Source organism: Paenibacillus yanchengensis, assembly GCF_042684845.1.
Classification (GTDB): domain Bacteria; phylum Bacillota; class Bacilli; order Paenibacillales; family Paenibacillaceae; genus Pristimantibacillus; species Pristimantibacillus yanchengensis.
Window position 1 is genome coordinate 109,840 of record NZ_JBHUMH010000012.1, and the last position, 23,651, is coordinate 133,490.

Consider the following 23,651-nt stretch of genomic DNA (forward strand, 5'->3'; position numbering starts at 1 on the left):
TGATGAAATGATAATGATGTTTCGCATCTATACACTTATAGTGGTTTCATCCCATATGGTTGTATACGATACTTTCTCCATACCGTCAAACTTAATATTAACGTAATAATACCACCTATAAATAATGACCAACCAAACAAAAGCTTCTCGTTAGAAGAAGATACACTTATTGAAGTAATCGCTGTTGTAGTTACTGGAAACAAATGATTGATCGTTTTCTCCAATGCAGAGATCGAATGAACGATTTGATTTCTCATTTCTTTAGAAGCATATGGCTGTTGCTCCATTAGATAAGCGGTATAAAGTAACCTTTCTTCCACAGCAGGCAATGCATATTGCTGCTTGCTCATCTCCACTGCTAATTTAATTCTATCAATCTTTTGCTGCATACCTTTCATAACCGCTTGTACAGCGTAAAGATCACTCGAATTAGCGGTCAGCAGTAGTTGACGTAAATAATGTATATCTTCCAAAAGTAAACGGTCATACTGCAACCAGAGCGCCTCATTCGGTCTCACTAGAGCATCGACAGCTAACTTTAAAGCAGAAATTTGTTGATACCACCGACCAGACAATACACTATCGCTAGACGTATTCATTATTAAACGGCTTTCTACCGCAATATTTTTCCAATACGCCGCTTGCTCCACTTGATTTCGCTTGAGCTTACGCTCCGCAATACGATCACTTAATTGGCGTAGCTTATCTAACTCCAAATATCCCGCCTGCCTATTATTGTTCGTAGCTGCAACATATACCATTTGCATCGTACTCTCGACCTGCTGTAACAACCGTCCATCATCTCTGTATTGCATCGTTGGATCAGCAGCATATGCACGCGTTAAAGTAAAAAACGATCCGCTAAATAACAATATACTTATCGTTAACAAAACAGCGACCCTGACTTTCATAACGATCCCTCCCCTATATGGCTATGAGAGGTTGTCCTGCATTATGACCGCTTTTTAAATTTAAACACAAAGAGTGATATGAACAAACTGATGATCGATAAAGTAACCGTAAACCATTTTACTGTAGATACGTTATCATGTAGCTGCGTAGGTAAATTTGGATAAACCCCATATGTATAATCAATTGTATCGTTCAAGAGCAGCCAGCCAGTAGCCAACAATAATCCAGCTTTGCCAACCGACATAAACCGTAAATACAACAATACTTCAATCGCCATCCCCAAATGTGAAGCTATGAGCATAAAATCTGTTGCATACATTGGCGCACCTTCAAACCAACCAGCAAAAATAATAGCGACCGCCCATACCCCATATTTCACCGAACAAACTACCGCTAATCCTTCTACAATTTGACGGACTACAGTTATCCATTTGTAGCGAGTAGATGGTGGATACAATAAAAATAAAATGGTTATCGTAAAAAATAAACTGGCAGTTGGTGAATCTGGAACAAATACAAGCAGCCAAAGCGGTTCAGTTATAGCAGTATATGCCAGTTGTCCGCCGTACCATATATACCCGTAAATAGTTCCTAAAAAATTAATCCAAAATAACAGCCATAAAAACGAACGATTCATCAGAAACATTTTATTAAACAAAAAAAATGGATTCATGGAGTAAACACCTTTCGATTTATCAATAACTTATAGACAATGGAACATTATTACAACAGTATAACAGCATTTTCGATTAAAAAAAACCTGATCGTATTACCGATCAGGTGTTGACTAGCATTATTATTGAGTTTGCTTTGCAAGCCACACAGAAAGCTCATCAATCTCTTCTGCTGATAGAGTATCTTTAAATGAAGGCATCATACCATCGCCTGCACCCTCTGTAATGATTGCAGCAATTTCTTCTTTTGTATATTTGTTTCCGATACCTAGTAACGGCGGTGTATTTCCTGAACCAGCAAGATCAATAGCATGACAGCTCATACAGTTTGATTGAGCTATTTCCATCGCTGGATCGCTTTCTTCAATAATCGGTACTGTTTTCAGTGGATTCGGACGCGGCTTACCAGCTTCCAATGCTTCTTTTACCTTTTCTGCCCGAACATGATGCTCAGGTGTCGTATTAGTCGCCACTAATTGTTTTTGGTATCCATCCCATGACGTGTAAGTTAAATAAACTACTGCTGCAAGAGATAGAATCATTAGTCCTGATGCAATCGGACGGCGGTAAAAACGACGCTCTTTGCCAGTATCAAGAAAAGGAGCCAATACTAAAGCACCGAACATTACTCCTGGCACTCCAAGAATACCAAGTAACAAATAATCTTGTGAAACATAAGGATATTTCAGAAACTGATACAAAAACAAGAAATACCAGTCCGGCATCGGGATAAATGATGCATTCGTTGGATCAGCCGGATAACCAAGCGGCGGCGTTTCTACAACGACCCATGCCAAGAAACCAACCAGTACAACTACCCCTACCATCCATTCTTTAAGCAAGAAGTAAGGTACAAAAGCTTCTGATTTTCCTGGATATGAAGTAAAATCTGGCGGTATGTTTTCCATACGACCTGATTTCTTTACGCGGGAATCACCGACGTAAAGAACTTTTTCCTTTGATGATTGACCACTAGCCATGTATTACCCTCCCTTCGCTTATAACGGTCCTGATATACCTTGCTTACGTATCATAATAAAGTGAGCTGCTAAGAGAGCTATCAATGCTCCCGGCAAGAAAAATACGTGAATTGCAAAGAATCGGGTTAATGTTTGAGCACCTACGATATCGCCACCATATAAGAAGTCAGCTATGTAGGAACCTATAAAAGGTACTGAGGCAGCGATCTCCACACCAACTTTTGTTGCATAATACGCTTTGTTATCCCAAGGAAGTAGATATCCTGTAAAACCTAATCCTAGCATAACGAAGAAAATTAACATCCCAACTACCCAGTTCATTTCACGAGGTGCTTTGTAAGAACCTGTAAAGAAAACGCGTAGCGTATGTAAAAACATCATTACAATAACAAGACTTGCGCCAAAGTGGTGCATACCACGCACGATTTTACCAAAAGCAACTTGTTGCAAGAAGTCAACCGATGCATAAGCATGAATGATGTCTGGTACATAATACATAGTTAAAAACATACCTGACAAAATTTGAATAATTGTAATGAAAAACGTTAATCCGCCAAAACAATAAACGAATGCAGAAAAGTGATGCGCAGGGTTCACGTGTTCAGGAACTTCATGATCGGCAACATCTCTCCACAAAGGCGTAATGTCAAGACGCTCATCAATCCAGTTGTAAATATTTTTAAACATCTGCAGTTACGCCTCCTTACTTCATTCTTGTATTTGGTTTAATTTTTCCTAAGTACACGTAGCCGTTATCAATCTTTACGTCGTACTCATCAAGCGGTAAACGGGAAACAGTAATGTTTTTGCCGTCTTTTGAATAACGCGCATCGTGACATGGGCAATCGTATTCATTGAGACCCTTCGTGTTCCAAAAAATAGTACAGCCCAAATGTTTACATACTGGAGAAAGTGCAAATACTTCTCCTTTGTCATCCTTGGAAATCCAAGCGATCAACTCTGCTTCGCTTTCATACCAACCATCCACTTGTTTTACTTTAAATTTGAATTCTTGCGGTTCTGTTGTGATTTTACTAACTTCAACAACTTTAACATGCTCTCCCGCTTCTTCCTTTTTCAACAATGGATCGACTGCAAAGCGAACCATTGGTAAAATAGGGCCAGCCATTAGAAATGCTGTAGTACCACCAAGCGTATACGATAAGAATTGACGACGTGTCATTTCTTTACGCTTTTTCCGACCTTTTTCAGCCTCAAATTGTTCGTTATTATTCATCTTCTGTTCCAACCCCCTTTGTCAACATATATCGCGCTTTGCCACACGGCAAAACAAATGACGAACCAGGACATAACTTATAATAGCCTAGCAATATAATAGCGTCAACAATTTGGCACAATATTTGAGCTGTTATAGAATTGTCGTTCGAAAATTTGTTGTCAATTTGTCACATTTGACAGCTTTTTCATTAGTTTTTCCCTAATGTTACTAAAAATATGCAAAAAGTTTAGTTAGTTTATGTAGACGAACGATTCCATAACAATTGAATTTCTTCTGCTACTTCGCTGCTACTAGGCAATGCCCCGTCTTCTTTTAAGGTAAGCACAATATCTGCTTCACATACATCCAATGCATGCTCTGCTTTAGTTGTAGCCAGTATAATATACTTAAAGCCAGCCACTTTCAAATTTTGGCAAACATTGGATATTAAAGTTAATGATTGCTCAGAAAAATCAACATAATGATAAGCTGGATAGGTTACTACTCTTCCCTTGTATGGAATTTCTACCAAATCTAGCAAATCCCGTAACTGCTCCAAGCCAGCGGTTACCTCATATGGCTGCTCACTACCATCCAATCCAGTGATAGGTAGTAGACAAGTATCTAGGTAAGGTTGTAGTTCCTCCCACTCTTGCTCCTCTATATCGCTAAACTTCACTGCTCACAACCCTCCTGTACATGCGATAATTGTTACAATCATGTTCATTTTACATAATAAAGCTTCCAAATGCTAGTACATGACAACATTTCGTTGTACTAGATGGAAGCTTTTTTGGTTTCTAATTAAGAAAGAAGTCATTTACGTATGCAATTCATTTCTTTTTTGAACAAGCTCATAAAAACTCTGCTCATCACCTGCTGCTAGTGCTTCGTCAATTAAACGATCCAATCTCTCCAGAGCAAAGGAATGAATAGCTTGATCAAGCGTCATTTCTGCTGCTAATGCCAATATCACTTCATAACCTATTTTCATTTTATCCATCAGATGCACCTCCGCTATTGTGGGATGTAGAGAAGTGTACGAAATAACGTTGTTCGTTGTTCACCTATTTTTGTAGCATTTTTGTGTATATACTAAGATATTCAAAAATCGTCGCTAGGTTAAAGATAATTGCCTGACAATACATTAATGTACGATTGTCTTGCATAACGACGTTGTTTTGATAACTGTACCCGCTTCCTCTATCTCTCCATAACGCAATAATCCTAAATGAATCATCGGTTTTACTATTCGTTTTCGAAATACATCTGTCGACTGTTCATAGTAAAAATCATTGAGATATGGTAACAACACAGCTTCCAAGGAATCCAAAGTAACCCATTGATCTGCTAATTGAACTATCCACGTGACTAGCGACGGCATATTAGGAATCGCTTTTTTATAAACTTTCATCCAATGAACATACAACCTCATCGATTCAGCTTTCCACTTCGATGCAGCTTGTACTTCTTTATCCTCCAAAAGACGTAGTTCACCCGGCGCTAGTAACGTTAAATTTCCGGTTACTTGTTCTGCGATATACTTTTGCGCAATGCAATAATCGTATAGTAGTGAAAAACGATCTGGATAATGAGTGAAATGTCTGCCATAACCGAAGCGCCACGCAACCTTTGTTGGTAATTGCTCCTCTATATGCAATTGTTCAAGTAGTGCGGTCAAGTAACGTTTGTACATGGATCCATCCGCGATTAGCATCACATCTTGCTCTTTAATAAACTGCAATGTAATCGTAATATCTGCTTGAAGCAATCGTTGTTCATCCCGATATAGCGCTGGATCAGCAGTGTAAGTGAGCTGCTGGGCAAATTTTTTCTTGAGCATCGCTTGATACGAGTGCTGCATATCTCTAGGAACATGAAACAGATACTTCGTTTGTTCCCGATGCCCATTAAATAAAAATCCACGATGCCTTAATTTACTTATCAATTCTCGCGGTTGTTGCTGTGACTTCACCTTGTCGGTTTCTGCTGTAATCGGAACAACTTTATTGCTTTGTTGTGCTTTTGCAAGTAAATCTTCTAAGCTATAACTACGATTTATTTCAAACAACAGCGAATTAACAAATCGTAATTCAGCCAATGACATTGACTCTATTTGTTTCTCTAACGTATCTTTCGAATGAATCGTAGTCATAATCGCTTGAATAAGCTCATGCTTCGAATTACTATTACATTCACATTGATACAATTGTGCCATTTTATGTAGTTGATTAATATCAGCATAAACTAACATATCCGCCAAATTGCTCATCAACTTCAAGCCCCTTTCTCGCCAAGCTTGCTGCCTAGACATAGTATGGGGATTTTTTTTATATTTCAAACTACGATTGTCAAAATTGATAATAAGAATTCCACGAAAGAAGGTCTTTTTTATGAGGAAAATTACCATAATAGCCTTATAATATTGAGACGACTCAGCTAACGAAGTCAGAAGAATGATAGATGGAGGACGCATCAAAGCGAAGGATAGTTACAGATGGATATAACAATAAGAGGATGCTCAACTATGGCATCCCCTCGCTATAACTTATTCAAATGACGTGTGCAATTATACAATAAAGGTGACCACTGACTACTGTCCCATTGAAAGATCGAATAGGATAAATTATCAATTCGTTCCTCTTCTAAATTTGTACAAAGTAGATGTAATACCGCACCTAAAAAGCTGCCATGCGAAACAATTAACAGATTACCCGGTTGCTCTTCCTGCTGCAACTCAGCTAAAAACGATTGGAATCTATCCCAAATTTGTTCATCGGATTCCATACCGATTTTTACAGCGTTATCTCTCCAGTCTTTTCCAAAACGAGCAACTCGTTGTTCAGCATTCGTTCCTTCCACCAAACCAAAACCCCGCTCTTGTAATCGCGTATCTGCTGTTAATAGTGGAATATTTAACTTATCAGAAATAATGGCTGCTGTGTCGTAAGCACGTTGTAGTGGACTCGCTATAATCGCATCCCAAATTGCTTCTTCCTGCGCCAGTCGTTCTGCTAATTGCCGAGCCTGTAACACTCCCGTTTCGTTAAGCGGAATGTCCGTTTGTCCTTGCAATATTCCTTGCCTATTCCAATCTGTTTCACCATGTCTAACAAACCCAAGCTTCAACTAAAAAATCCTCCTTCGATGCGGAATATCATCCACCCATATTTCTTTCCTAACGTTGTTATGGACTATTAATTACGAGTCCTTGAAATCCAATTAAGCGACAATAATGCCATCACAATACCTATAAGGGACAAAGCGATATAATATTGAGGAAACGTTGGTACCAGCGTTAGAATGATCGGATCACTGATGCTTGCAACAGGTACTTCAGCATAAAAAGAAGCGGAAATCGGAGCTGGATCAGCAGAAGCAAGTGACGGATCCATGAACCCTGACATAGACGCAATATCTAAACTTTCCGGCTGCTGATTAAATAACATCATGAATAATGCACTTGTTAAAATAGCCATACATACAGTTACAATGATAGCTAAATTACGCCGAAAATATTTGGAAAAAGAATAGCTTTTTACAGTTGTTGGAGCCAACCAGCTTTCTTCTTGAAAAATCTGCTTCATTACATTATCGTTCATTCGGTCTAAGGATGGCGTAGCCAATGGATCGTAGCTTGATTCGAGGTTATCGTATTCCATTTGAAACAATTCTTCGTCCATATTTCCATAATATTCTAAGCAATGATCGCAATGAACAAGATGTTCATCGATATACTGCTTCAACTCATCATCAAGCGACATATCTATGTAACTGCCAAGTAATGTTTGCACATCGTCGCAGTTCATCGCGAATCCATCCCTTCATACTGTTCCAACAGCGCTGTTTGACCAAAGTATGGTTCCAAATGTGTTTTGATACTCGCGCGGGCACGAAATAGTAATGACTTCACAGAGCTGACTGTTTGCCCCATAATTGTTGCAATCTCTTGATAGTCTAATTGATCATACTCTCTTAATATTAATGCAGAACGCTGTTTATCAGGTAGTTTATTAATCGCTTCACGTACCATTTCCATTCTTTCATTACGTAGCATCTGTTGTTCTGGTAATAGTTCTGTTGACTCTACTGGTTCATAACCTGCATCTTCCATCGACACTTGAACAGCCTTATTCTTTCTTAGTTCACTTAGTACTGTATTACGAGCAATTGTATATAACCACGTAGAAAATGAAGCATCAACTTCACGAAAGGAATGAAGACTACGATAAGCTTTGTAAAACGTCTCCGAACAAAGATCCTCTGCTATTAATTCAAGCTTAGCACTCTTTAACATATGATATATAAAAGCCATAATTTTTCTTTGATAGCGATTCATTAGCTCTGAGTAGAGCTCAACGTTGCCATCCTTTATCTCACGTATTAACTGTGAATCAGTCATGACAGGCGAACCCTCCTTCACCTGCAATTGATTACCCTAGCATTACTATGTATTGTATATACTGCTTTAAGGGGAATTAGTTGCGGTTAACGATAATATAATAAATAATGTCCAGTATTATAAAATTCGATATTGCCACGCAAATTCCTGCCTATTTCGACAAATCATTCATTTTTAACAATTCTCATAATTATATTTATATGATCTAATGAGACCTACTACGCCTATTTCGATAAAAGAATAAAAAAAAAGCCGCAAATCATTTGCGACTCGTTGCCCATTATAGGGTAACTCATATTAGGATAGGAGTGGAGAGAAACCATACTGTACTTTTATTATATGTATACGCTTCCAATTTGTCAACAACTGTTTTGAAATTTATTCATTTCAAAACAGTTACTTTTATCATTTACATATGAACGGCATAACCAATGGACTGCAAATGCTCCATCGCTTGGTCTAAACTTAATTGATCATGAAACGAAAGCCGCAATACGCCGGGTATATCTTCTCGACTTTCAATAATTTGAATGTTGCTCAAGTTAATGCGCTGTTTACCTAGTTCTCCTGCAATGTTTCCGATAATACCAGGATGATCTGGCACATCCACATAGCAATCATAAATAGACTGAATAATTCCTTTGCGGCGTTCAGGCATTTTACTGCGAAATTGTCCCGCTTGCTCGAATGCAGCAATAATTGCTTTTCCATCATCATTTTGTAAAATTGATGCAAAATCAGTCATTTGCTTGCTCCAATCGTGCAATAAACGTAAAACCACTTCTTTATTGTGCAACAAAATATCTCGCCATACGATAGGATCACTCGACGCAATTCTCGTAATATCACGAAAACCACCCGCTGCGAGCATTTCATATAATTCATTATTTTCGTTATATTGACGAATTTGATTAACTAATGCAACGGCAATCATATGTGGTAAATGACTAATTGCCCCGACTACTTCATCATGTTCATCCGCATCCATAACAACAATATTAGCTTTAGTCAAAGTCAATAGCTGTTTCAAACGCTCTACAACCAGCGCAGGCGTTTGTTTGTCAGGTGTTAATATATAATAAGCATTCTCATATAGATGAGAGGAAGCAGCTTCTACGCCAGAACGCTCAGAGCCAGCCATCGGATGACCACCAATAAAATAAGCATCTGCAAAAGCTAATTGATTCGCCCGTTTTGCTACCGCAGCTTTCGTACTACCAACGTCTGTAATAATGCACCCTGACTTCAGCTCACACTTCGATAACTCTATCATGTACTCTTCAAGTAACCCGACAGGAACACATAAAAAGATAAAATCCGCCTGCTCGGCTGCTTCTTTTAACGATGTAGTCGCACTATGCACGACACCACGCTGCAAATACTTCTCGATGGAACTTTGTCGATTAGAGTAACCGATCACATGTATATTAGGATCATTTTTAAAACAAAGCGCTAAAGATCCTCCAATTAAGCCTACTCCAAATATGGCAACTTTTATCATGCTATTATTGCACCGTCACTTCCTGCAAAACTTGTTCTAGTGCAGCTATAAACTTTTCGTTTTGTGGCATCGTACCGACAGATATACGAATCCAATTAGGGTAATTTTTCCATCCCGCACGTGCGACAATCCCTTTTTGCAGTAATGATTGGAATACTTCGCTCGAAGCTCTCTTTGCATCAAACATAACGAAGTTTCCGTGTGCTGGGAAGTAATCCAGCCCTAATCGTTCTAGTTCTTGATTTATAAAGTCGATACCTGCACGATTTTGTTCACGACAGTAGCTTAAAAAAGCATCATCAGCAAGCGCCGCTTTGGCAGCAACTTGTGCTAGGCGTGTCGTATTAAACGGTTCTCGCACTTGGTTAATATAAGCAATAATCTCTGGATCTCCGATACCATAACCAATTCGTAAAGAAGCTAGTCCGTATATTTTCGAAAAAGTTCGCAATAAAACTAAATTATGGTATTTGTCTAATAGTTGTATTCCATTACTAAAAGACGGGTCCTCTACATATTCTCCATATGCTTCATCCAAAACAACCATCACATGATCAGGCACCTTGTCCAAAAAAGCAACTAATTCTTCATTGGTAACTATCGTCCCTGTCGGATTATTCGGGTTACATATCCAGATAATTTTCGTGCGCTCTGTAATAGCTGCTTGCATCGCAACTAAATCATGTTTACCATCCACTAAAGGAACTTCAACAACAATTGCATTTTCAACTTCTGCATTATGTTTATATTGAGAAAATGTTTCTTCGGCCATAATGGTTTCGTCTTCCAACGTCAAAAAAGCACGTGCGATCATTAAAATAATGTCACTCGAACCTGTTCCAAAAATAAGCTGTTCTGGCTTTACTAGCAAATGAGTTGCTAGCGCACTCGTCAGTTCAACACTTGCACCATCTGGATAGTAATTAATCTGTTGTAATTGTTCTTGAATTGCTGATTTGGCGAAATTAGAAAAACCAAATGGATTTTCATTCGAAGCAAGTTTAATAACTTCTGATAGTCCAAGCTCCCGTTTTACATCTTCTATTGGCTTGCCTGGTTTGTATACGGGTAGATGTACAATATTTGATTTTGGCTGCATATGCCATTCACCTCTTCATTGTAATAACATTCTTCATAACCGATTATTTTAAAAAATGGCTAGTAACTATTGTCTCACAGGTCGATAGTATTTGTATAGTGCTAGCCTTACGATCCCCTTGACTTTCAAACTACCTTTGTACAGAAAACAAACCAGTAACAGTGCACTTGAAGCGCAGCTACTGGTTTTGTGTTACTTTTCTTTTGACGCTATTTTTACTCCGGCTTAAATTGAGCAATAAATTGTCTAATATTGTTTAGCCCCGTAGCACGTTGTTCGTTACTTTGTAACAATGGAATATTTTCTTCGATGGTGCGAACAATCGCACTGCCGATAATAACACCGTCACACAACGGTTCAAAGCGCTCTACTTGCTCTCGACTGGAAATACCGAACCCTACCGCAATCGGAACGTTCGCATGCTTGCGAACCGTCGATAAAAATTGATCAATCTCATGATGAAAGTCTGCTCGCTCACCCGTTACACCAAGTGAAGACACACAATAAATAAAGCCTGCTGCTTCACTAGCAATTTTTGCTATGCGATCAGCTGATGTAGGAGCAATTAGTGAAATCAAATGAATGCCATGTTTCTCCGTTAACTTACGAATTACCGCATTTTCTTCAATCGGCAAATCAGGAATAAGCAATCCGCTAATATCCATTTCTTTTGCCTTTTCAATCAATCTCTCTACTCCGTATTGCAGCACAGGGTTAAAATAAGTAAATAATACAAAAGGAAGTTTAACCCCTTGCTGACGAGCCGATTGCGCAATTTCCATACAATCATCAAGTGTAATATTATAAATTAACGCTCGCTGCGAAGCACGTTGAATAACTGGACCATCTGCCAATGGATCAGAATACGGAACGCCTAATTCAATAATATGTGCGCCTGCTGCCTCAGCTTCTTTAATAATATCAATCGTCGTTTCTTTATCGGGATCGCCCATCGTCAGAAATGGAATAAGTGCTGTTTCTTTTTTTGCTTGTAGCTCTGCAAATACTTTGTCGATTAAGTTCATTGTGGCGCACCTCCCAAATAACCCATAATTGCTTCCACATCTTTGTCACCACGTCCTGACAAGTTAACGATAATGATATTGTCTGGAGATAGCTGTGGCGCTAATTTAACTGTATGTGCAATGGCATGAGCTGATTCTAATGCCGGCAATATCCCTTCCGTACGTGCCAGCATTTGCAGTGCATCAAGCGCCTCCTGGTCAGTGACAGGAACATACTTCGCTCTTCCTAGATCTTTTAAATAAGCATGCTCCGGGCCTATACCAGGGTAGTCAAGACCTGCTGATATCGAATGAGCAGGCAACACTTGCCCATACTCGTCTTGCAGCACATAACTCATTGAACCTTGGAATACGCCATGACTTCCTTTCGTCATCGTTGCTGCATGTTGCTCTGTATCGATACCTGCACCCGCTGCTTCCACACCAATCATCTGTACCCCTTCGTCTTCTAGAAACGGATGGAACAAACCGATCGCATTACTTCCACCACCAACAGCTGCTACCAAATAGTCCGGCAAACGTCCCGCTTCTGCTAATATTTGTTCTCTCGCTTCCACGCCAATAATACGTTGAAAATCGCGAACCATCATCGGATACGGATGTGGACCTGTTACAGAACCAAGTATATAGAACGTATCATCAACATGACTAACCCAATAGCGCAAAGTTTCATTACATGCATCTTTTAACGTACGAGTTCCTGATGTCACCGGTACTACTTCTGCACCTAGTAACTGCATACGAAATACGTTTAATTGCTGGCGTTTCATATCTTCCTCACCCATAAACACTTTGCACTCAAGACCAAGCAATGCTGCGATAGTCGCTGAAGCAACGCCATGTTGCCCCGCACCTGTCTCAGCAATAATTTTCGTTTTCCCCATCCGTTTGGCAAGGACACCCTGTCCAATGGTATTATTTATTTTATGAGCGCCGGTATGATTCAAATCTTCTCGCTTCAAATAAACCTTTGCTCCGCCAAGTCGTTCCGTTAATCGCTCCGCATAATAAAGTGAAGTTGGACGACCAGAATATTGCTTTAACAAATAATTCACTTCTTCTTGAAAACTCGGATCATTAATATGTTTATTATATGCCGATTCCAATTCAAGCAGTGCATTCATCAACGTCTCTGGTACATATCTGCCGCCAAATACACCGTAGCGACCATGCTCATTAGGTACTTGCATTATGATTCTCTCACCTTTCTCACAAATAAATGTATTTTAGTCCAATCTTTTTCTCCATCTGTTTCTACACCGCTCGACACATCAACACCATCAACAGCATAGCGCTGTAGCAGCTGCTCCACATTATCTGGATGAAGCCCACCGGCTACATATAGCGGTATTCCTAATGACCGACATGCTTGGCTATAAGCAGAGATGGTATCCCAGCGAAATGTTTTGCCGGTGCCGCCACCTGGCGTGTCTAGCAAATAAGCATCAACAGTAGGCACATAAGTAACTAGTTGTTCCAATGCTAAACGGAACATTTTTTCAGTTGCTGTTTGATCTGTATTATGTTTGAATTCGCCATCCAAAATAGCTACTATTTCTTCCTCTACCGAAATAACTTTCCAAATGATAAGCTCGGGATTATTTTGTTTCAGTTGTTCCATATATAAAAGTGACTCATTACCATGTAATTGCACGACATCCAGCTTCACCTGGTCAATGATTTGTTGCAACTGATCAAGCGGATGATTGACGAACACACCAACGATTTGTGGAATGAAGCCTGGCAGCTTTTGATTAGAATGACCATTACGCAATGCTTCTGCCATTTCTCTCGCTTGCTCCATTGTCACTTGTCGCTTGCTTTTAGCAAAGACAAATCCGATTTGATCAACGTCTAGCTCTGTTATATGTTTCATCTGTTCGATATGTTTAAAACCGCATATTTTAATTCGGCAGCGCTGATCGTTCTGTATCGGCATAGCTTCCATCATAGACACTCCTAACTCATTAACGTCTGTACAGCTTCCAGTACATTAGGTTGTCGCATAAAATGCTCGCCAATTAGTACACCATCAGCTCCAATAGATTGCAAATAAGTCATTTCGCTACGTCCAGATATACCACTTTCACTAATAATCGTCGCTGTTTTTGGAATATCAGCTATTAATAACTCTGTCGTTTTAATATCGGTGTGAAATGACTTTAAGTCGCGATTGTTAACCCCGATCAAAGTAAATATATCAAGCTCCAGCACTGTATTGAGTTCTGCTTGATTATGCACTTCCACCAAAACATCAAGACCGAGCGATTTAGCCAAATGATAATATTCTTTTAATTGCTCTTTCGTCAATATCGCAACAATTAATAAAACTGCATCGGCACCAATCAATCTTGCTTCATATATTTGTCGGTAGTCGATAATAAAGTCTTTTCGTAATAGTGGCAATGTAACAGCTTCACGAACAGCCGTTAAATATTGATTACTCCCTTGAAAATAAGAAACATCTGTTAATACCGAAATACAGTCAGCCCCTGCTTGCTCGTATGTCACTGCTAATTGTACAGGGTCAAAATCAGCTCGAATTAACCCTTTGGATGGTGATGCCTTTTTCACTTCAGCAATTAGCCCCAACGGGTAATGACGATTACCTGCTAATAATGCCTGCTCAAATGAACGACATTGCTCCAGATTGCTAATTGTTCTTTCGATCTCACTGCTATGAAAGGTTGCCGCTAACTGCTCAACTTCCTGTTGCTTCGTTGCTACTATTTTGTCTAGAAACATGTTCATGCTCCTTCGTCTTTAATATTAACTGCTCCAATTTTTGTATTGCTTTACCGCTATCTATTACTGCGGCAGCTTGCTGCACCCCAGCTTGCAGTGATGTTGCTAATCCGCCTATATAAATACACGCTCCAGCGTTCGCTAGCACAATATCACGGTAGGCATCCTGTCGTTTCCCAGCAAATACTTCTTGAATTAATCCGGCATTAACTGTTGCGTCACCGCCCATCACTTGATTAATGTCATATCGCTTGAGTCCCAAATCTTCCGGCGTTATACTATACGTTTCAATCGTTCCATTTTCTTTCAATTCCGACAGCTGTGTTGGTGCAGATATACTTATTTCATCCAAACCATCATAACTGCTGACAACCAATGCTCTTTTAAGTTGTAACTCTCCAAGAACGGCTGCAATTGTTTCTGTACGATTACGATCGAACAATCCAAGTAGTTGACGATCTGCACCTGCCGGATTAGTAAGTGGTCCGAGCATATTAAAAATTGTTCGAATGCCCAGCTCTTTACGTGGAGCTGCTGCATGGCGAAGAGAAGGATGATACAACTGAGCAAACATAAAACAAATACCGATATCATCCAAACAAATTTCTGCTTGCTCTGGCGACAGATTAATATTTACCCCTAATGCTTCCAATACATCAGCACTACCAGATTTTCCAGACATTGCTCGATTTCCATGCTTAGCTACGCGAATGCCCGCTGCCGCGGCAATAATCGAAGACGCTGTTGAAATATTAAACTTGTGAATCCCCGATCCGCCTGTACCACATGTATCAAGCAGCCCTTCATTACTAGTTGTCAGATGGCTAGAATGTTGCCGCATCGCTTGCGCAAAGCCGGTAATTTCTTCTTTCGTTTCGCCTTTCATCCGCAGTGCTGTTGCTACTGCTCCAATCTGTGATGACGTCGCTTCTCCACGCATAATAAAACTCATCACATGATTTGCTTCTACTCGGCTCAAACCTTCACCATCAATCAATTTTGTCAGTGCTTGCTGCATTGTAATTGGCTGTACTGACTGTTCTATGTTCATCAATTGTTCCTCCCTTCAACTGTTAATTGTGTATCATAATCTGAATTGATAGCTGTTGGCTTCGCTTTTGCTTGATCTTTCCCAAACAATCGTTCTGCTGTTCGAATAGCGGTAAGCATCGCTTTTGCTTTATTGACCGTTTCATAATATTCATTTTCTGGTACAGAATCATGGACAATACCAGCGCCACTTTGCACGTATGCTTTACCATTTTTAAAAATAATCGTTCGAATAGTAATACAACTATTCATCGCACCAGCAAATCCTAAGTAACCAATCGCTCCAGCATATGCCCCTCTTGCTTCTGTTTCGAGTTCTGCAATCACTTCCATCGCTCTTAGTTTAGGAGCACCCGATACTGTACCTGCTGGCAAACAAGATATAAAAGCATCGAAAAAGTCTTTGTCTTGACGAAGCTTGCCAGATACGTTCGAAACAATGTGCATAACGTGTGAAAATCGTTCCACTTCCATATAAGAATCACATACGACTGAACCGTACTCCGATACTCGACCTAAATCATTACGACCTAGATCTACTAACATCACATGCTCGGCAATCTCTTTTTCATCCGCTAATAGTTCTTCCTCTAATCGCAAATCTTCTTCTGCTGTCGCTCCTCGCGGTCTTGTTCCCGCAATTGGTCTAGTTTCTACTCGATCACCATCTACTTTCACTAATGCTTCAGGTGATGTACCGACAATCACTTCTTCATCCATTTTCAAATAATACATATACGGCGATGGATTCATCGTTCGCAATACCCGGTATACGAATAATGGATCAATCGTAGTTTCTATATTAAATCGCTGTGATAAAACAACTTGAAACAAATCTCCCGACTGTATATATTCTTTCGCCTTTAACACATTTGCTTCAAATTGTTCTTTCGTTACATTCGATTGTACTTCACTAACATCGATTGGCAATGCAGCATAGTTGCTCGTAGAAGCGGCAGATATAACAACGGGCTGCTGTATTCGCTCGATCAGTTGATCTATTTTCACATTCGCTTGACGATACGCTTCCTCGATCGTTGCTGCCGAAGCATTCGGTTCAATATGAGCATTACAGATTACTTGCAGCTTTTGTTTAAAATGATCAAATACTATAATCTGATCGCAAAACATAAATTGTAAATCATTCATTTGCAAATCATCGACTTGATGTTTCGGTAAGTTTTCGTAATACTGCAACAAATCATAGCCGAAAAATCCGATAGCGCCACCAGTAAATGGTGGTAATTCTGGTAAGGCAGGACTACGAAACGCATTTAATTTTTCTTTTAACGTTTCAATCGGTTTACCTTCTATCTGCTCCTGCTTTCCGTTAAGCGTCAGCATTAACTGATCACCTTTACCGTGAAGCATCATGAATGGATCAGTACCGATAAATGAATATCTCGCCCACTTGACACCACCTTCTACGCTTTCTAATAAAAAGGCATGTTTTTCTTGAGAAAAATGTTGAAACAACCGAATTGGCGTTTCCGTGTCTGCCATCATATCCCTTACAATTGGAATTAAATTATATGTTTTAGCTAGCTGCTCGACTTGTTCAAAAGTTGTTGTCATTATTTACTACCTCCATCATCACATTGTTAAAACATTAAAAAAGCTTCTGCCAGCGCAGAAGCTTACAAGTGTAGAAGTATAGGTAGTAACTGTAGGAACTATCTGAGTAGCATGAATATATACCACAATAGACGTAGACAAATATCTACAAAGATGTGGAATATAACAATAAATACCACTATGCTACGCTTCTCTACATTACTAATCTCAACTAAGCTCTACTCTGCTAGGCTAAACTCCGCTGGTCTCTTATCTCATTCATCATTCACTAAACTAAACTGTTAAGTATTATATCAACCACTATATTACATCTCATGGCATGCGTCAACCACTATTTTTTTGTTATTGTTTCGTCAAATCTGGACGAAGTATACGCGCTCTTTGCAAATAAACGTGCTCGATTTCCGCTTGCCCTTTGTCGGTATTGACTAATAACATAAGACGAATACATTTCTCTAGACTTCCTTTGACAGGAACTTCTAGTGAACACATTAATGGAACAAGCTCCCAACCTGGAAGCTGTCTAATCGATTGCGCTGGGAAAGTATCGTCCAAATCAGCCGTTACAGTAACCAATACACTACAAATATCAACCGGATCAATGGCATTTGCTTCTACAATAGCTCGTGTTAACTCTAATGTAGCAGCTGCAATCTCCTTTGCTTCATTAGCTTCCACCGTGATAGCGCCTCTAATTCCTCTCACACCCATCATCATGATGCCTCCCGTTTTAATTGCTCTACAATTTCACGTACCCAACTTACAGGTACATTTTCTTTAATTTCAACTGTTCCCATTGCCGTTGGCACAACAAAAACCATATGACCTTCTCGGAATTTTTTATCGTGCATCATCGCTCGCATAATAGCATCTACATCAAAATGAGCCGGAATACTAGTCGGTAATCCCAACTGCTCAAGCAACGCTTTAGTTCTCGTATATACTTGCTCATCAACACCATAGCGAACGGCTAACATAGCTGAACCTACCATACCAATCGAGATGGCTTCACCGTGCAGCAACTCACCATATCCAGCTACCGCTTCCAGCGCATGACCAATCGTATGCCCTAAATTTAAAATAGCTCGCAAACTATTTTCTCGCTCATCTTGCGATACAACGTTCGCTTTCACACTACAACCGTTGTACAACGCATAGCCAAGCGATTCCGCATCCAATTGCAGTAAGTTAGAAACATTTTCTTCACACCAACTAACAAACGACTCGTCCCAAATAAACCCATGTTTCACTACTTCCGAAAGCCCAGCTTTGACTTCACGAAGCGGCAAGCTTTGAATCGTATTCAAATCATATAATACGAATTGTGGCTGATGGAAAGCGCCAATAATATTTTTGGCAAGTGGATGGTTGACAGCAACTTTACCACCTACACTACTATCATGAGCCAATATCGTCGTTGGAATTTGAATAAACGAAATTCCACGCATATACGTTGCTGCTAGTGTTCCAGCTAAATCGCCAACTACTCCGCCACCAAGCGCAACAATAGCAGAACGACGATCAAGTCCGAACTCTAAAGCAGAACCTACTAAAGACTCTAAATTAGTAAGCGACTTAGCAGCTTCTCCAGCCGTCACTACTGCTGAATGTACGATAAATCCATATTGTTGTAAATGCTTTTCCACTTTACTCAAGTAAAGTGGAGCGATATTCGTATCCGTTACAATTAATATCGGTGACTTTTTACTAATAGCATGTTCCATAAAAATAGTTGCCATTCGATCTAACAAACCCGCTTCAATATAGATCGGGTAAGATCGTTCACCGAGTTCAACTATCAGTTCTCTCATTGCGATTCCCCACTTACCATTTTATAGTTTGACATGAATGCCCCAACACAATCATTACAATTTTCGATAAAAAAACGTATCAGCTGTTTCTAATCCAAATAGAGCGGGGGAAAATATCTGTTCTGTACTTCCAACAAATAATATACCACCTGGTTTCAATGCTTCTGCAAATTTCGTATACAGTATCGTTTTTGCTTCTTCCGTAAAATAAATCATGACATTACGACATACGATCAAATCAAAATTCCGTTCGAAAGTATCAGCTAACAAATTTTGTTGTCGAAATATTATCGCTTGTTTTAATTTATCAGTAATGCGATATTGCCCATCTTCTTCCACAAAATATCGTTGAACATAGGCAGGAGGTGTGTCTCGTAAAGAACGATCAACATAAATCGCTTCCTGCGCTTTTTGCAATGCTTGTATATCTAAATCCGTTGCATGCAATTCCGATCGCTGCAAAACTTGTAGTTCATGAAGTAGCATCGCTAACGTATATGGTTCTTCTCCAGTAGAACAAGCAGCGCTCCATACTTTTAATTTGCTAGATGTCGATTGTTGGATAAGTTCTGGTAAAAAACGATTGTATAAAACTTCCCAGCGAGCTGGATTACGAAAAAATTCCGTCACATTAATCGTAATACGATCTAACAATTCAACCAACAATTGCTTGTCATTCACTAATGCTTCACTGTACTGTTTAAAACTAGAAAAGCCCCGCTTATCTCGAAGCGTCGTCAGACGTCTTTTCATCTGCACTTCTTTATATTGCGCCAAATCAATATTAGTTTTCATTTTTATAAATGTAATAAACTGATCAAAATCAAGCTCTTCCATCGTTATTCCCCCTGAAAAGCATTAAATCCAGCGCTGTATCGTATGTTCGTAGGACACAATTTGGTGTTCACTAAAATAGATCGGTATTTCTCGCTCTGCGTTTTCTACACTATCTGATCCATGCACTAAATTAAAGTTAGTATGTACGGCATAATCAGAACGAATCGTACCAGGAGCTGCTGTGACGGCATCCGTCTTACCGATAATAGCCCGAGTTAATGCAATGACATTATCGCCAGCCCATACCATAGCAAACACTGGTCCAGAAGTTACGAATTCCAATAGCGGATCATAAAATGATTTTCCCTCATGCTCTTCATAATGCTTCTTAGCAGCTTCCTCATCTAATTGTAGAAATTTACCTGCCAATAATTGTAGTCCTTTTTTTTCAAAACGACTAATTATTTCTCCAATTAATCCGCGCTGTACGCCATCTGGCTTGATCATAATAAACGTTCTTTCCACTCAAATACATCCTCTCGTTCGCTCGTTTGACTCATTTGCCTCGTTAGAAACTACGTTTCCCTGCAAAATGAGCAATGTCTATTAAATTCTTCTTTTCAGATATATTAGGCAATACTGTTATGGCATGAAGTGCTTTAGCGATATAACGATCTGCTAACTGCTCTGCAAATTTACCGCCATTACTTGCTTTGACAAGCGCAACCGCTTGCTTAGAATCAGCATCTTTTTGTGTACGAATGTGAGCAAGCTCAGATAAGAGGTTAGTTCGCACTTGTGGGTCTTGTAGAGCAATAATTACTGGCAATGTAATATTTCCCTGTCTTAAATCAGAGCCGGGCGGTTTCCCGATTTGTTTTTCGGTACCATATAAATCGAGTAAATCATCTCTAACTTGAAATGCCATACCAACATTATAACCATAGCTGTATAATGCATTGATCACTCTAGGAGAGCAATCCGCTGCGAGCGCTCCTAATTGACAGCTTACTGCGATAAGTAAAGCTGTTTTTCTTCTAATCCGAAGTAAATAGTTACGAATCGTTTGGTCCACATTAAAGAAATCTCTAATTTGTTCCATCTCACCAATACACATTTGAACAATAGCTTTCGCTAATACTTGATGAATAAGCGGATTTTCCAGTTTGGTTGCAATCGTGAGCGCTTTACCATGAATATAATCTCCAGTATACATAGCGATCCGATTATCCCATTTTGCCTTCACTGTTGGTTGTCCCCGACGTAACATGGCATCATCTATAACATCATCGTGAACCAATGAAGCCATATGAATGAGCTCCAATGGTACGGCGATATTTTTCAAAACGTCCAGTTCGTAATTGCCAAACTTGCCGGCTAGCAAAATCATGACAGGTCGAAGTCGCTTTCCACCTGCTTTGAGCAGATGTAATGACGTTTCGCTCAGCAAGCGGTGTTCCACACTTACCGCCTTCTCCAATTCTTGCTCTATGTAATTAAGATCGCCTTTTAACTTGGCGTATAAGTCTAATAGTTTCATGCTTTCACCTATTTGGCAATTTGTCGTTCAAAAATGTAAGCGGAACAGCAGATGATAAAAAGCCTAACTGCTGCGCATAACGATAATAAAGCGCTAATCCTTCTTGTAATTGTTCATTAAAATCAAATTGTAAACATGAGAAATATCGTGTCCAATATGCACGATCTCCACCAAGTTGCAAGCAAGCATCATTAATGATTGCGGACAGATCTTTACTATTTCTAGTTTTATTAATTAATAATGCTTCATGTAGTTGTTCTAGCAAAGGTTTTTGTTGCAAATAAGCTTGTTTACGAGCAGCAACTACAGCATAGGTCATACCTAACCCCGTCCACTCATGCCATGCAGCTCCTAAATCAACAATATGTAACTGCTTATACTTTCGCGCAGCGACTATGGCAGGATCACCAATTAATAAAGCTGCATCGGACTGCGATAACATCTGTTCTAACGATTGTGATGATACATCATATTCAGGTAAACAATCATAGCGAAGCTGCATCATAATTTTTAATAAATTAACCGATGTAGCTGAGCTAGAAGATAGACTTACTGTCCGAGGTCGTACTTTTTCCAACGGCTCTTTTGAAAATAACAGTATGGAATTAACCTCACCTACCGAGCCAACGGATAACTCTGGTAATAATATATAATCGTCAGCGTACTGCCCATATGAAAACGAAGAGATGCCTGAGACATCTAACTCTCCAGAAGCAAGCATCCGATTCAATGAAACAGGAATATCTCTTATCATTTCATATGTACTCGGCAAGCTTCGCTCTAACTGATAAAATAACGGCCAACTATTTGCATAAATAATTTGCCCCATCCTCATTTTCGAAATATCCTTCATTGTTCTTCCTCTTTCCATCTACGATATAAAGTATGCTCAATACCAGCAGCGTCTAACACTTTACCTACCATAAATGAAATCATATCATCCATCGATTGAGGGCCAAAATAAAAAGCTGGCATTGCTGGGACAATATGTACCCCGAGCCTTGCCAAATTGGCCATATTATCCAAGTGAATCGCATGAATCGGCGTTTCGCGAGGTACAATAATTAGGCTTCGTTTTTCTTTTAACGCAACATCAGCAGCTCTTGCCATTAAATTATTTGATATACCATGTGCAATAGAAGCCAGCGTACCCATAGAACAAGGCATAATAATCATACCCGCATTTTGAAAAGAGCCGCTAGCAATAGCAGCCCCGATATCACCATTGGGGTAGTAAATCAATTGCCCATCTTCTAATGCTGAGCCGAACAATTCCGTAAGAGTAACCGCCCGTCGCAATGCATCGATGCCTAGCTCTTCTTTTATGACTCGCCAACCAGCATCCGTTACTACCAAATGAACTTGATATTGCATTTGTAATAAATGTTCGATTAATCGTACACCGTATATAGCGCCACTCGCACCAGTAATTCCTACGATCCAGCGATTAACTTTCTTGTCTATGACCATTGTTGCAGCACCGCCAAATCAAATATTGTAAATATAAACAACACCACACTTAATGTGCCATTCATTCCAAAAAAAGCTGTAGGTACCCGTGATAAATCATACGGTCTAACCATCCAGTGCTGATAAAATAATAACATAATGGACACTATAGCACCTAGCAAATAAATCCAGCTTAATTCTGATAAAAAAGATAATAGTACAAAACCAGTTGCCGTAATCAAATGTAAACTTCTAGCAATCCATAATGCACCTGATAAACCAAAGCGCGCTGGTATCGAGTGGACACCCGTACGCCGATCATATTCGAAATCTTGCGTTGCATATATAATGTCAAACCCTGCAATCCATAGTGCCACTGCGACAAACAAAATCCACATCGTTGGTGATGCTTGCCCAGTAATAGCAAGCCATCCTCCCATCGGGGATAACGCAATCGTTAAGCCAAGTACAAGATGACACATCCACGTAAAACGTTTTGTATACGAATACAGGACGAGCATTACAACTGCAATCGGCATTAATTTCATCGTAATAGGGTGCAATTGTGAAGCAGCCCAAAATAATAGTCCAAAAGATACAATAATAAACAGGATAACTTCTGCTGATTTCAACAGTCCTGCTGGTATTGCCCGGTTAGCTGTTCGTGGATTAGTTGCATCAATCGCTTTGTCGATAACTCGATTAAGCGCCATCGCTGCACTACGTGCTCCAAACATCGCCATCGTTATCCAACCGAGATCAGCCCAGTTAGGAAATGTTCCATAGAGTGAAAATGAACCCAGTATTGCCCCCATATAAGCAAATGGTAAAGCAAATACTGTATGTTCAAACTTGATCATCTCTAATATAATTTTTAATTTCCGAAATATCA

27 protein-coding genes are annotated in these 23,651 nt (G+C 39.5%); all 27 read right to left on the reverse strand.

Annotated features, from left to right (window positions below; genetic code table 11):
* Window positions 1-35 precede the first annotated feature (35 nt).
* The 27 genes from ACFSTH_RS04200 to ACFSTH_RS04330 all read right to left on the reverse strand — a co-directional run bounded on the left by ACFSTH_RS04200 (window position 36) and on the right by ACFSTH_RS04330 (window position 23,649).
* Window positions 36-911, reverse strand: coding sequence for a sporulation protein YpjB (locus ACFSTH_RS04200; RefSeq protein WP_377771609.1), 876 nt, complete (start codon window positions 909-911; stop codon window positions 36-38).
* A 41-nt stretch (window positions 912-952) separates the two neighbouring features.
* Window positions 953-1,585, reverse strand: a complete 633-nt coding sequence (locus tag ACFSTH_RS04205) for a DUF1405 domain-containing protein (protein ID WP_377771611.1) — start codon at window positions 1,583-1,585, stop codon at window positions 953-955.
* Between the two features lie 123 nt (window positions 1,586-1,708).
* A complete protein-coding gene (locus ACFSTH_RS04210; RefSeq protein ID WP_377771613.1) occupies window positions 1,709-2,566 on the reverse strand; it encodes a c-type cytochrome in 858 nt (285 codons plus the stop codon).
* 18 nt (window positions 2,567-2,584) lie between these two features.
* Complete coding sequence (qcrB, locus tag ACFSTH_RS04215; RefSeq protein WP_377771615.1) at window positions 2,585-3,253, reverse strand: menaquinol-cytochrome c reductase cytochrome b subunit; 669 nt, start codon at window positions 3,251-3,253, stop codon at window positions 2,585-2,587.
* Between the two features lie 16 nt (window positions 3,254-3,269).
* Window positions 3,270-3,803 carry a QcrA and Rieske domain-containing protein gene (locus ACFSTH_RS04220; protein ID WP_377771617.1) on the reverse strand — a complete coding sequence of 178 codons (534 nt, stop codon included), beginning with the start codon at window positions 3,801-3,803 and terminating at the stop codon, window positions 3,270-3,272.
* 238 nt (window positions 3,804-4,041) lie between these two features.
* Complete coding sequence (locus ACFSTH_RS04225; protein ID WP_377771619.1) at window positions 4,042-4,464, reverse strand: DUF2487 family protein; 423 nt, start codon at window positions 4,462-4,464, stop codon at window positions 4,042-4,044.
* Window positions 4,465-4,605: 141 nt separating this feature from the next.
* The gene (locus tag ACFSTH_RS04230; protein ID WP_377771621.1) at window positions 4,606-4,788 is read right to left on the reverse strand and encodes an IDEAL domain-containing protein; all 183 of its coding nucleotides are present in this window, start codon (window positions 4,786-4,788) and stop codon (window positions 4,606-4,608) included.
* 144 nt (window positions 4,789-4,932) lie between these two features.
* Window positions 4,933-6,057 carry a hypothetical protein gene (locus ACFSTH_RS04235; RefSeq protein ID WP_377771623.1) on the reverse strand — a complete coding sequence of 375 codons (1,125 nt, stop codon included), beginning with the start codon at window positions 6,055-6,057 and terminating at the stop codon, window positions 4,933-4,935.
* Between the two features lie 269 nt (window positions 6,058-6,326).
* The gene (locus ACFSTH_RS04240) at window positions 6,327-6,914 is read right to left on the reverse strand and encodes a histidine phosphatase family protein (RefSeq protein WP_377771625.1); all 588 of its coding nucleotides are present in this window, start codon (window positions 6,912-6,914) and stop codon (window positions 6,327-6,329) included.
* Window positions 6,915-6,982: 68 nt separating this feature from the next.
* Entirely contained in the window at window positions 6,983-7,594 is a 612-nt protein-coding gene (locus ACFSTH_RS04245; RefSeq protein ID WP_377771627.1) for an anti-sigma factor family protein, read from the reverse strand.
* Window positions 7,591-8,187: an RNA polymerase sigma factor gene (locus ACFSTH_RS04250; RefSeq protein ID WP_377771629.1), complete on the reverse strand. Its 597-nt coding sequence runs from the start codon at window positions 8,185-8,187 to the stop codon at window positions 7,591-7,593. Before ACFSTH_RS04250 ends, ACFSTH_RS04245 begins: the two co-directional genes overlap by 4 nt.
* Before the next feature lie 409 nt (window positions 8,188-8,596).
* The gene (locus tag ACFSTH_RS04255) at window positions 8,597-9,688 is read right to left on the reverse strand and encodes a prephenate dehydrogenase (protein ID WP_377771631.1); all 1,092 of its coding nucleotides are present in this window, start codon (window positions 9,686-9,688) and stop codon (window positions 8,597-8,599) included.
* Window positions 9,689-9,692: 4 nt separating this feature from the next.
* A complete protein-coding gene (gene hisC / locus ACFSTH_RS04260) occupies window positions 9,693-10,787 on the reverse strand; it encodes a histidinol-phosphate transaminase (protein WP_377771633.1) in 1,095 nt (364 codons plus the stop codon).
* A gap of 215 nt (window positions 10,788-11,002) precedes the next feature.
* Window positions 11,003-11,812, reverse strand: coding sequence for a tryptophan synthase subunit alpha (gene trpA / locus ACFSTH_RS04265; protein ID WP_377771635.1), 810 nt, complete (start codon window positions 11,810-11,812; stop codon window positions 11,003-11,005).
* The gene (gene trpB / locus ACFSTH_RS04270; protein WP_377771637.1) at window positions 11,809-13,002 is read right to left on the reverse strand and encodes a tryptophan synthase subunit beta; all 1,194 of its coding nucleotides are present in this window, start codon (window positions 13,000-13,002) and stop codon (window positions 11,809-11,811) included. The genes trpA and trpB overlap by 4 nt, the downstream gene beginning before the upstream one ends.
* A complete protein-coding gene (locus ACFSTH_RS04275; protein ID WP_377771639.1) occupies window positions 13,002-13,763 on the reverse strand; it encodes a phosphoribosylanthranilate isomerase in 762 nt (253 codons plus the stop codon). Before ACFSTH_RS04275 ends, trpB begins: the two co-directional genes overlap by 1 nt.
* A gap of 8 nt (window positions 13,764-13,771) precedes the next feature.
* Window positions 13,772-14,557 (reverse strand): indole-3-glycerol phosphate synthase TrpC, encoded by a 786-nt coding sequence (trpC, locus tag ACFSTH_RS04280; protein WP_377771641.1) that lies wholly within the window; start codon window positions 14,555-14,557, stop codon window positions 13,772-13,774.
* Window positions 14,514-15,608 carry an anthranilate phosphoribosyltransferase gene (gene trpD, locus ACFSTH_RS04285; protein WP_377771643.1) on the reverse strand — a complete coding sequence of 365 codons (1,095 nt, stop codon included), beginning with the start codon at window positions 15,606-15,608 and terminating at the stop codon, window positions 14,514-14,516. The genes trpC and trpD overlap by 44 nt, the downstream gene beginning before the upstream one ends.
* Window positions 15,608-17,182, reverse strand: coding sequence for an anthranilate synthase component I (gene trpE, locus ACFSTH_RS04290; RefSeq protein ID WP_377771645.1), 1,575 nt, complete (start codon window positions 17,180-17,182; stop codon window positions 15,608-15,610). The genes trpD and trpE overlap by 1 nt, the downstream gene beginning before the upstream one ends.
* Window positions 17,183-17,524: 342 nt before the next feature.
* Window positions 17,525-17,893, reverse strand: a complete 369-nt coding sequence (aroH, locus tag ACFSTH_RS04295) for a chorismate mutase (RefSeq protein WP_377772051.1) — start codon at window positions 17,891-17,893, stop codon at window positions 17,525-17,527.
* Between the two features lie 2 nt (window positions 17,894-17,895).
* Complete coding sequence (gene aroB, locus ACFSTH_RS04300; RefSeq protein ID WP_377771647.1) at window positions 17,896-18,993, reverse strand: 3-dehydroquinate synthase; 1,098 nt, start codon at window positions 18,991-18,993, stop codon at window positions 17,896-17,898.
* A gap of 54 nt (window positions 18,994-19,047) precedes the next feature.
* Entirely contained in the window at window positions 19,048-19,830 is a 783-nt protein-coding gene (locus tag ACFSTH_RS04305; RefSeq protein ID WP_377771649.1) for a CheR family methyltransferase, read from the reverse strand.
* A 21-nt stretch (window positions 19,831-19,851) separates the two neighbouring features.
* Window positions 19,852-20,295 carry a nucleoside-diphosphate kinase gene (gene ndk, locus ACFSTH_RS04310; RefSeq protein WP_377771651.1) on the reverse strand — a complete coding sequence of 148 codons (444 nt, stop codon included), beginning with the start codon at window positions 20,293-20,295 and terminating at the stop codon, window positions 19,852-19,854.
* A gap of 43 nt (window positions 20,296-20,338) precedes the next feature.
* Window positions 20,339-21,310 (reverse strand): polyprenyl synthetase family protein, encoded by a 972-nt coding sequence (locus tag ACFSTH_RS04315; RefSeq protein ID WP_377771654.1) that lies wholly within the window; start codon window positions 21,308-21,310, stop codon window positions 20,339-20,341.
* 4 nt (window positions 21,311-21,314) lie between these two features.
* Entirely contained in the window at window positions 21,315-22,163 is an 849-nt protein-coding gene (locus ACFSTH_RS04320; RefSeq protein ID WP_377771657.1) for a menaquinone biosynthetic enzyme MqnA/MqnD family protein, read from the reverse strand.
* On the reverse strand, window positions 22,160-22,780 hold the full coding sequence (locus ACFSTH_RS04325) for a UbiX family flavin prenyltransferase (protein ID WP_377771659.1): 621 nt from the start codon (window positions 22,778-22,780) through the stop codon (window positions 22,160-22,162). Before ACFSTH_RS04325 ends, ACFSTH_RS04320 begins: the two co-directional genes overlap by 4 nt.
* Window positions 22,771-23,649 (reverse strand): UbiA-like polyprenyltransferase, encoded by an 879-nt coding sequence (locus ACFSTH_RS04330; protein WP_377772053.1) that lies wholly within the window; start codon window positions 23,647-23,649, stop codon window positions 22,771-22,773. The genes ACFSTH_RS04325 and ACFSTH_RS04330 overlap by 10 nt, the downstream gene beginning before the upstream one ends.
* Between the last annotated feature and the right edge of the window lie 2 nt (window positions 23,650-23,651).

Excerpts from the sequence above, each read along its gene's own strand:
- ACFSTH_RS04315 (WP_377771654.1), bottom strand. The coding sequence starts at position 21,310 with ATGAAACTATTAGACTTATACGCCAAGTTAAAAGGCGATCTTAATTAC.
- hisC (WP_377771633.1), bottom strand. The coding sequence starts at position 10,787 with ATGCAGCCAAAATCAAATATTGTACATCTACCCGTATACAAACCAGGC.
- ACFSTH_RS04210 (WP_377771613.1), bottom strand. The coding sequence starts at position 2,566 with ATGGCTAGTGGTCAATCATCAAAGGAAAAAGTTCTTTACGTCGGTGAT.
- ACFSTH_RS04200 (WP_377771609.1), bottom strand. The coding sequence starts at position 911 with ATGAAAGTCAGGGTCGCTGTTTTGTTAACGATAAGTATATTGTTATTT.
- aroH (WP_377772051.1), bottom strand. The coding sequence starts at position 17,893 with ATGGGTGTGAGAGGAATTAGAGGCGCTATCACGGTGGAAGCTAATGAA.
- aroB (WP_377771647.1), bottom strand. The coding sequence starts at position 18,993 with ATGAGAGAACTGATAGTTGAACTCGGTGAACGATCTTACCCGATCTAT.
- trpE (WP_377771645.1), bottom strand. The coding sequence starts at position 17,182 with ATGACAACAACTTTTGAACAAGTCGAGCAGCTAGCTAAAACATATAAT.
- ACFSTH_RS04305 (WP_377771649.1), bottom strand. The coding sequence starts at position 19,830 with ATGGAAGAGCTTGATTTTGATCAGTTTATTACATTTATAAAAATGAAA.
- ACFSTH_RS04205 (WP_377771611.1), bottom strand. The coding sequence starts at position 1,585 with ATGAATCCATTTTTTTTGTTTAATAAAATGTTTCTGATGAATCGTTCG.
- qcrB (WP_377771615.1), bottom strand. The coding sequence starts at position 3,253 with ATGTTTAAAAATATTTACAACTGGATTGATGAGCGTCTTGACATTACG.
- ACFSTH_RS04320 (WP_377771657.1), bottom strand. The coding sequence starts at position 22,163 with ATGAAGGATATTTCGAAAATGAGGATGGGGCAAATTATTTATGCAAAT.
- trpC (WP_377771641.1), bottom strand. The coding sequence starts at position 14,557 with ATGTTTCTAGACAAAATAGTAGCAACGAAGCAACAGGAAGTTGAGCAG.
- trpA (WP_377771635.1), bottom strand. The coding sequence starts at position 11,812 with ATGAACTTAATCGACAAAGTATTTGCAGAGCTACAAGCAAAAAAAGAA.
- trpB (WP_377771637.1), bottom strand. The coding sequence starts at position 13,002 with ATGCAAGTACCTAATGAGCATGGTCGCTACGGTGTATTTGGCGGCAGA.
- trpD (WP_377771643.1), bottom strand. The coding sequence starts at position 15,608 with ATGAACATAGAACAGTCAGTACAGCCAATTACAATGCAGCAAGCACTG.
- ACFSTH_RS04325 (WP_377771659.1), bottom strand. The coding sequence starts at position 22,780 with ATGGTCATAGACAAGAAAGTTAATCGCTGGATCGTAGGAATTACTGGT.
- ACFSTH_RS04220 (WP_377771617.1), bottom strand. The coding sequence starts at position 3,803 with ATGAATAATAACGAACAATTTGAGGCTGAAAAAGGTCGGAAAAAGCGT.
- ACFSTH_RS04230 (WP_377771621.1), bottom strand. The coding sequence starts at position 4,788 with ATGGATAAAATGAAAATAGGTTATGAAGTGATATTGGCATTAGCAGCA.
- ACFSTH_RS04245 (WP_377771627.1), bottom strand. The coding sequence starts at position 7,594 with ATGAACTGCGACGATGTGCAAACATTACTTGGCAGTTACATAGATATG.
- ACFSTH_RS04275 (WP_377771639.1), bottom strand. The coding sequence starts at position 13,763 with ATGATGGAAGCTATGCCGATACAGAACGATCAGCGCTGCCGAATTAAA.
- ACFSTH_RS04235 (WP_377771623.1), bottom strand. The coding sequence starts at position 6,057 with ATGAGCAATTTGGCGGATATGTTAGTTTATGCTGATATTAATCAACTA.
- ACFSTH_RS04250 (WP_377771629.1), bottom strand. The coding sequence starts at position 8,187 with ATGACTGATTCACAGTTAATACGTGAGATAAAGGATGGCAACGTTGAG.
- ACFSTH_RS04255 (WP_377771631.1), bottom strand. The coding sequence starts at position 9,688 with ATGATAAAAGTTGCCATATTTGGAGTAGGCTTAATTGGAGGATCTTTA.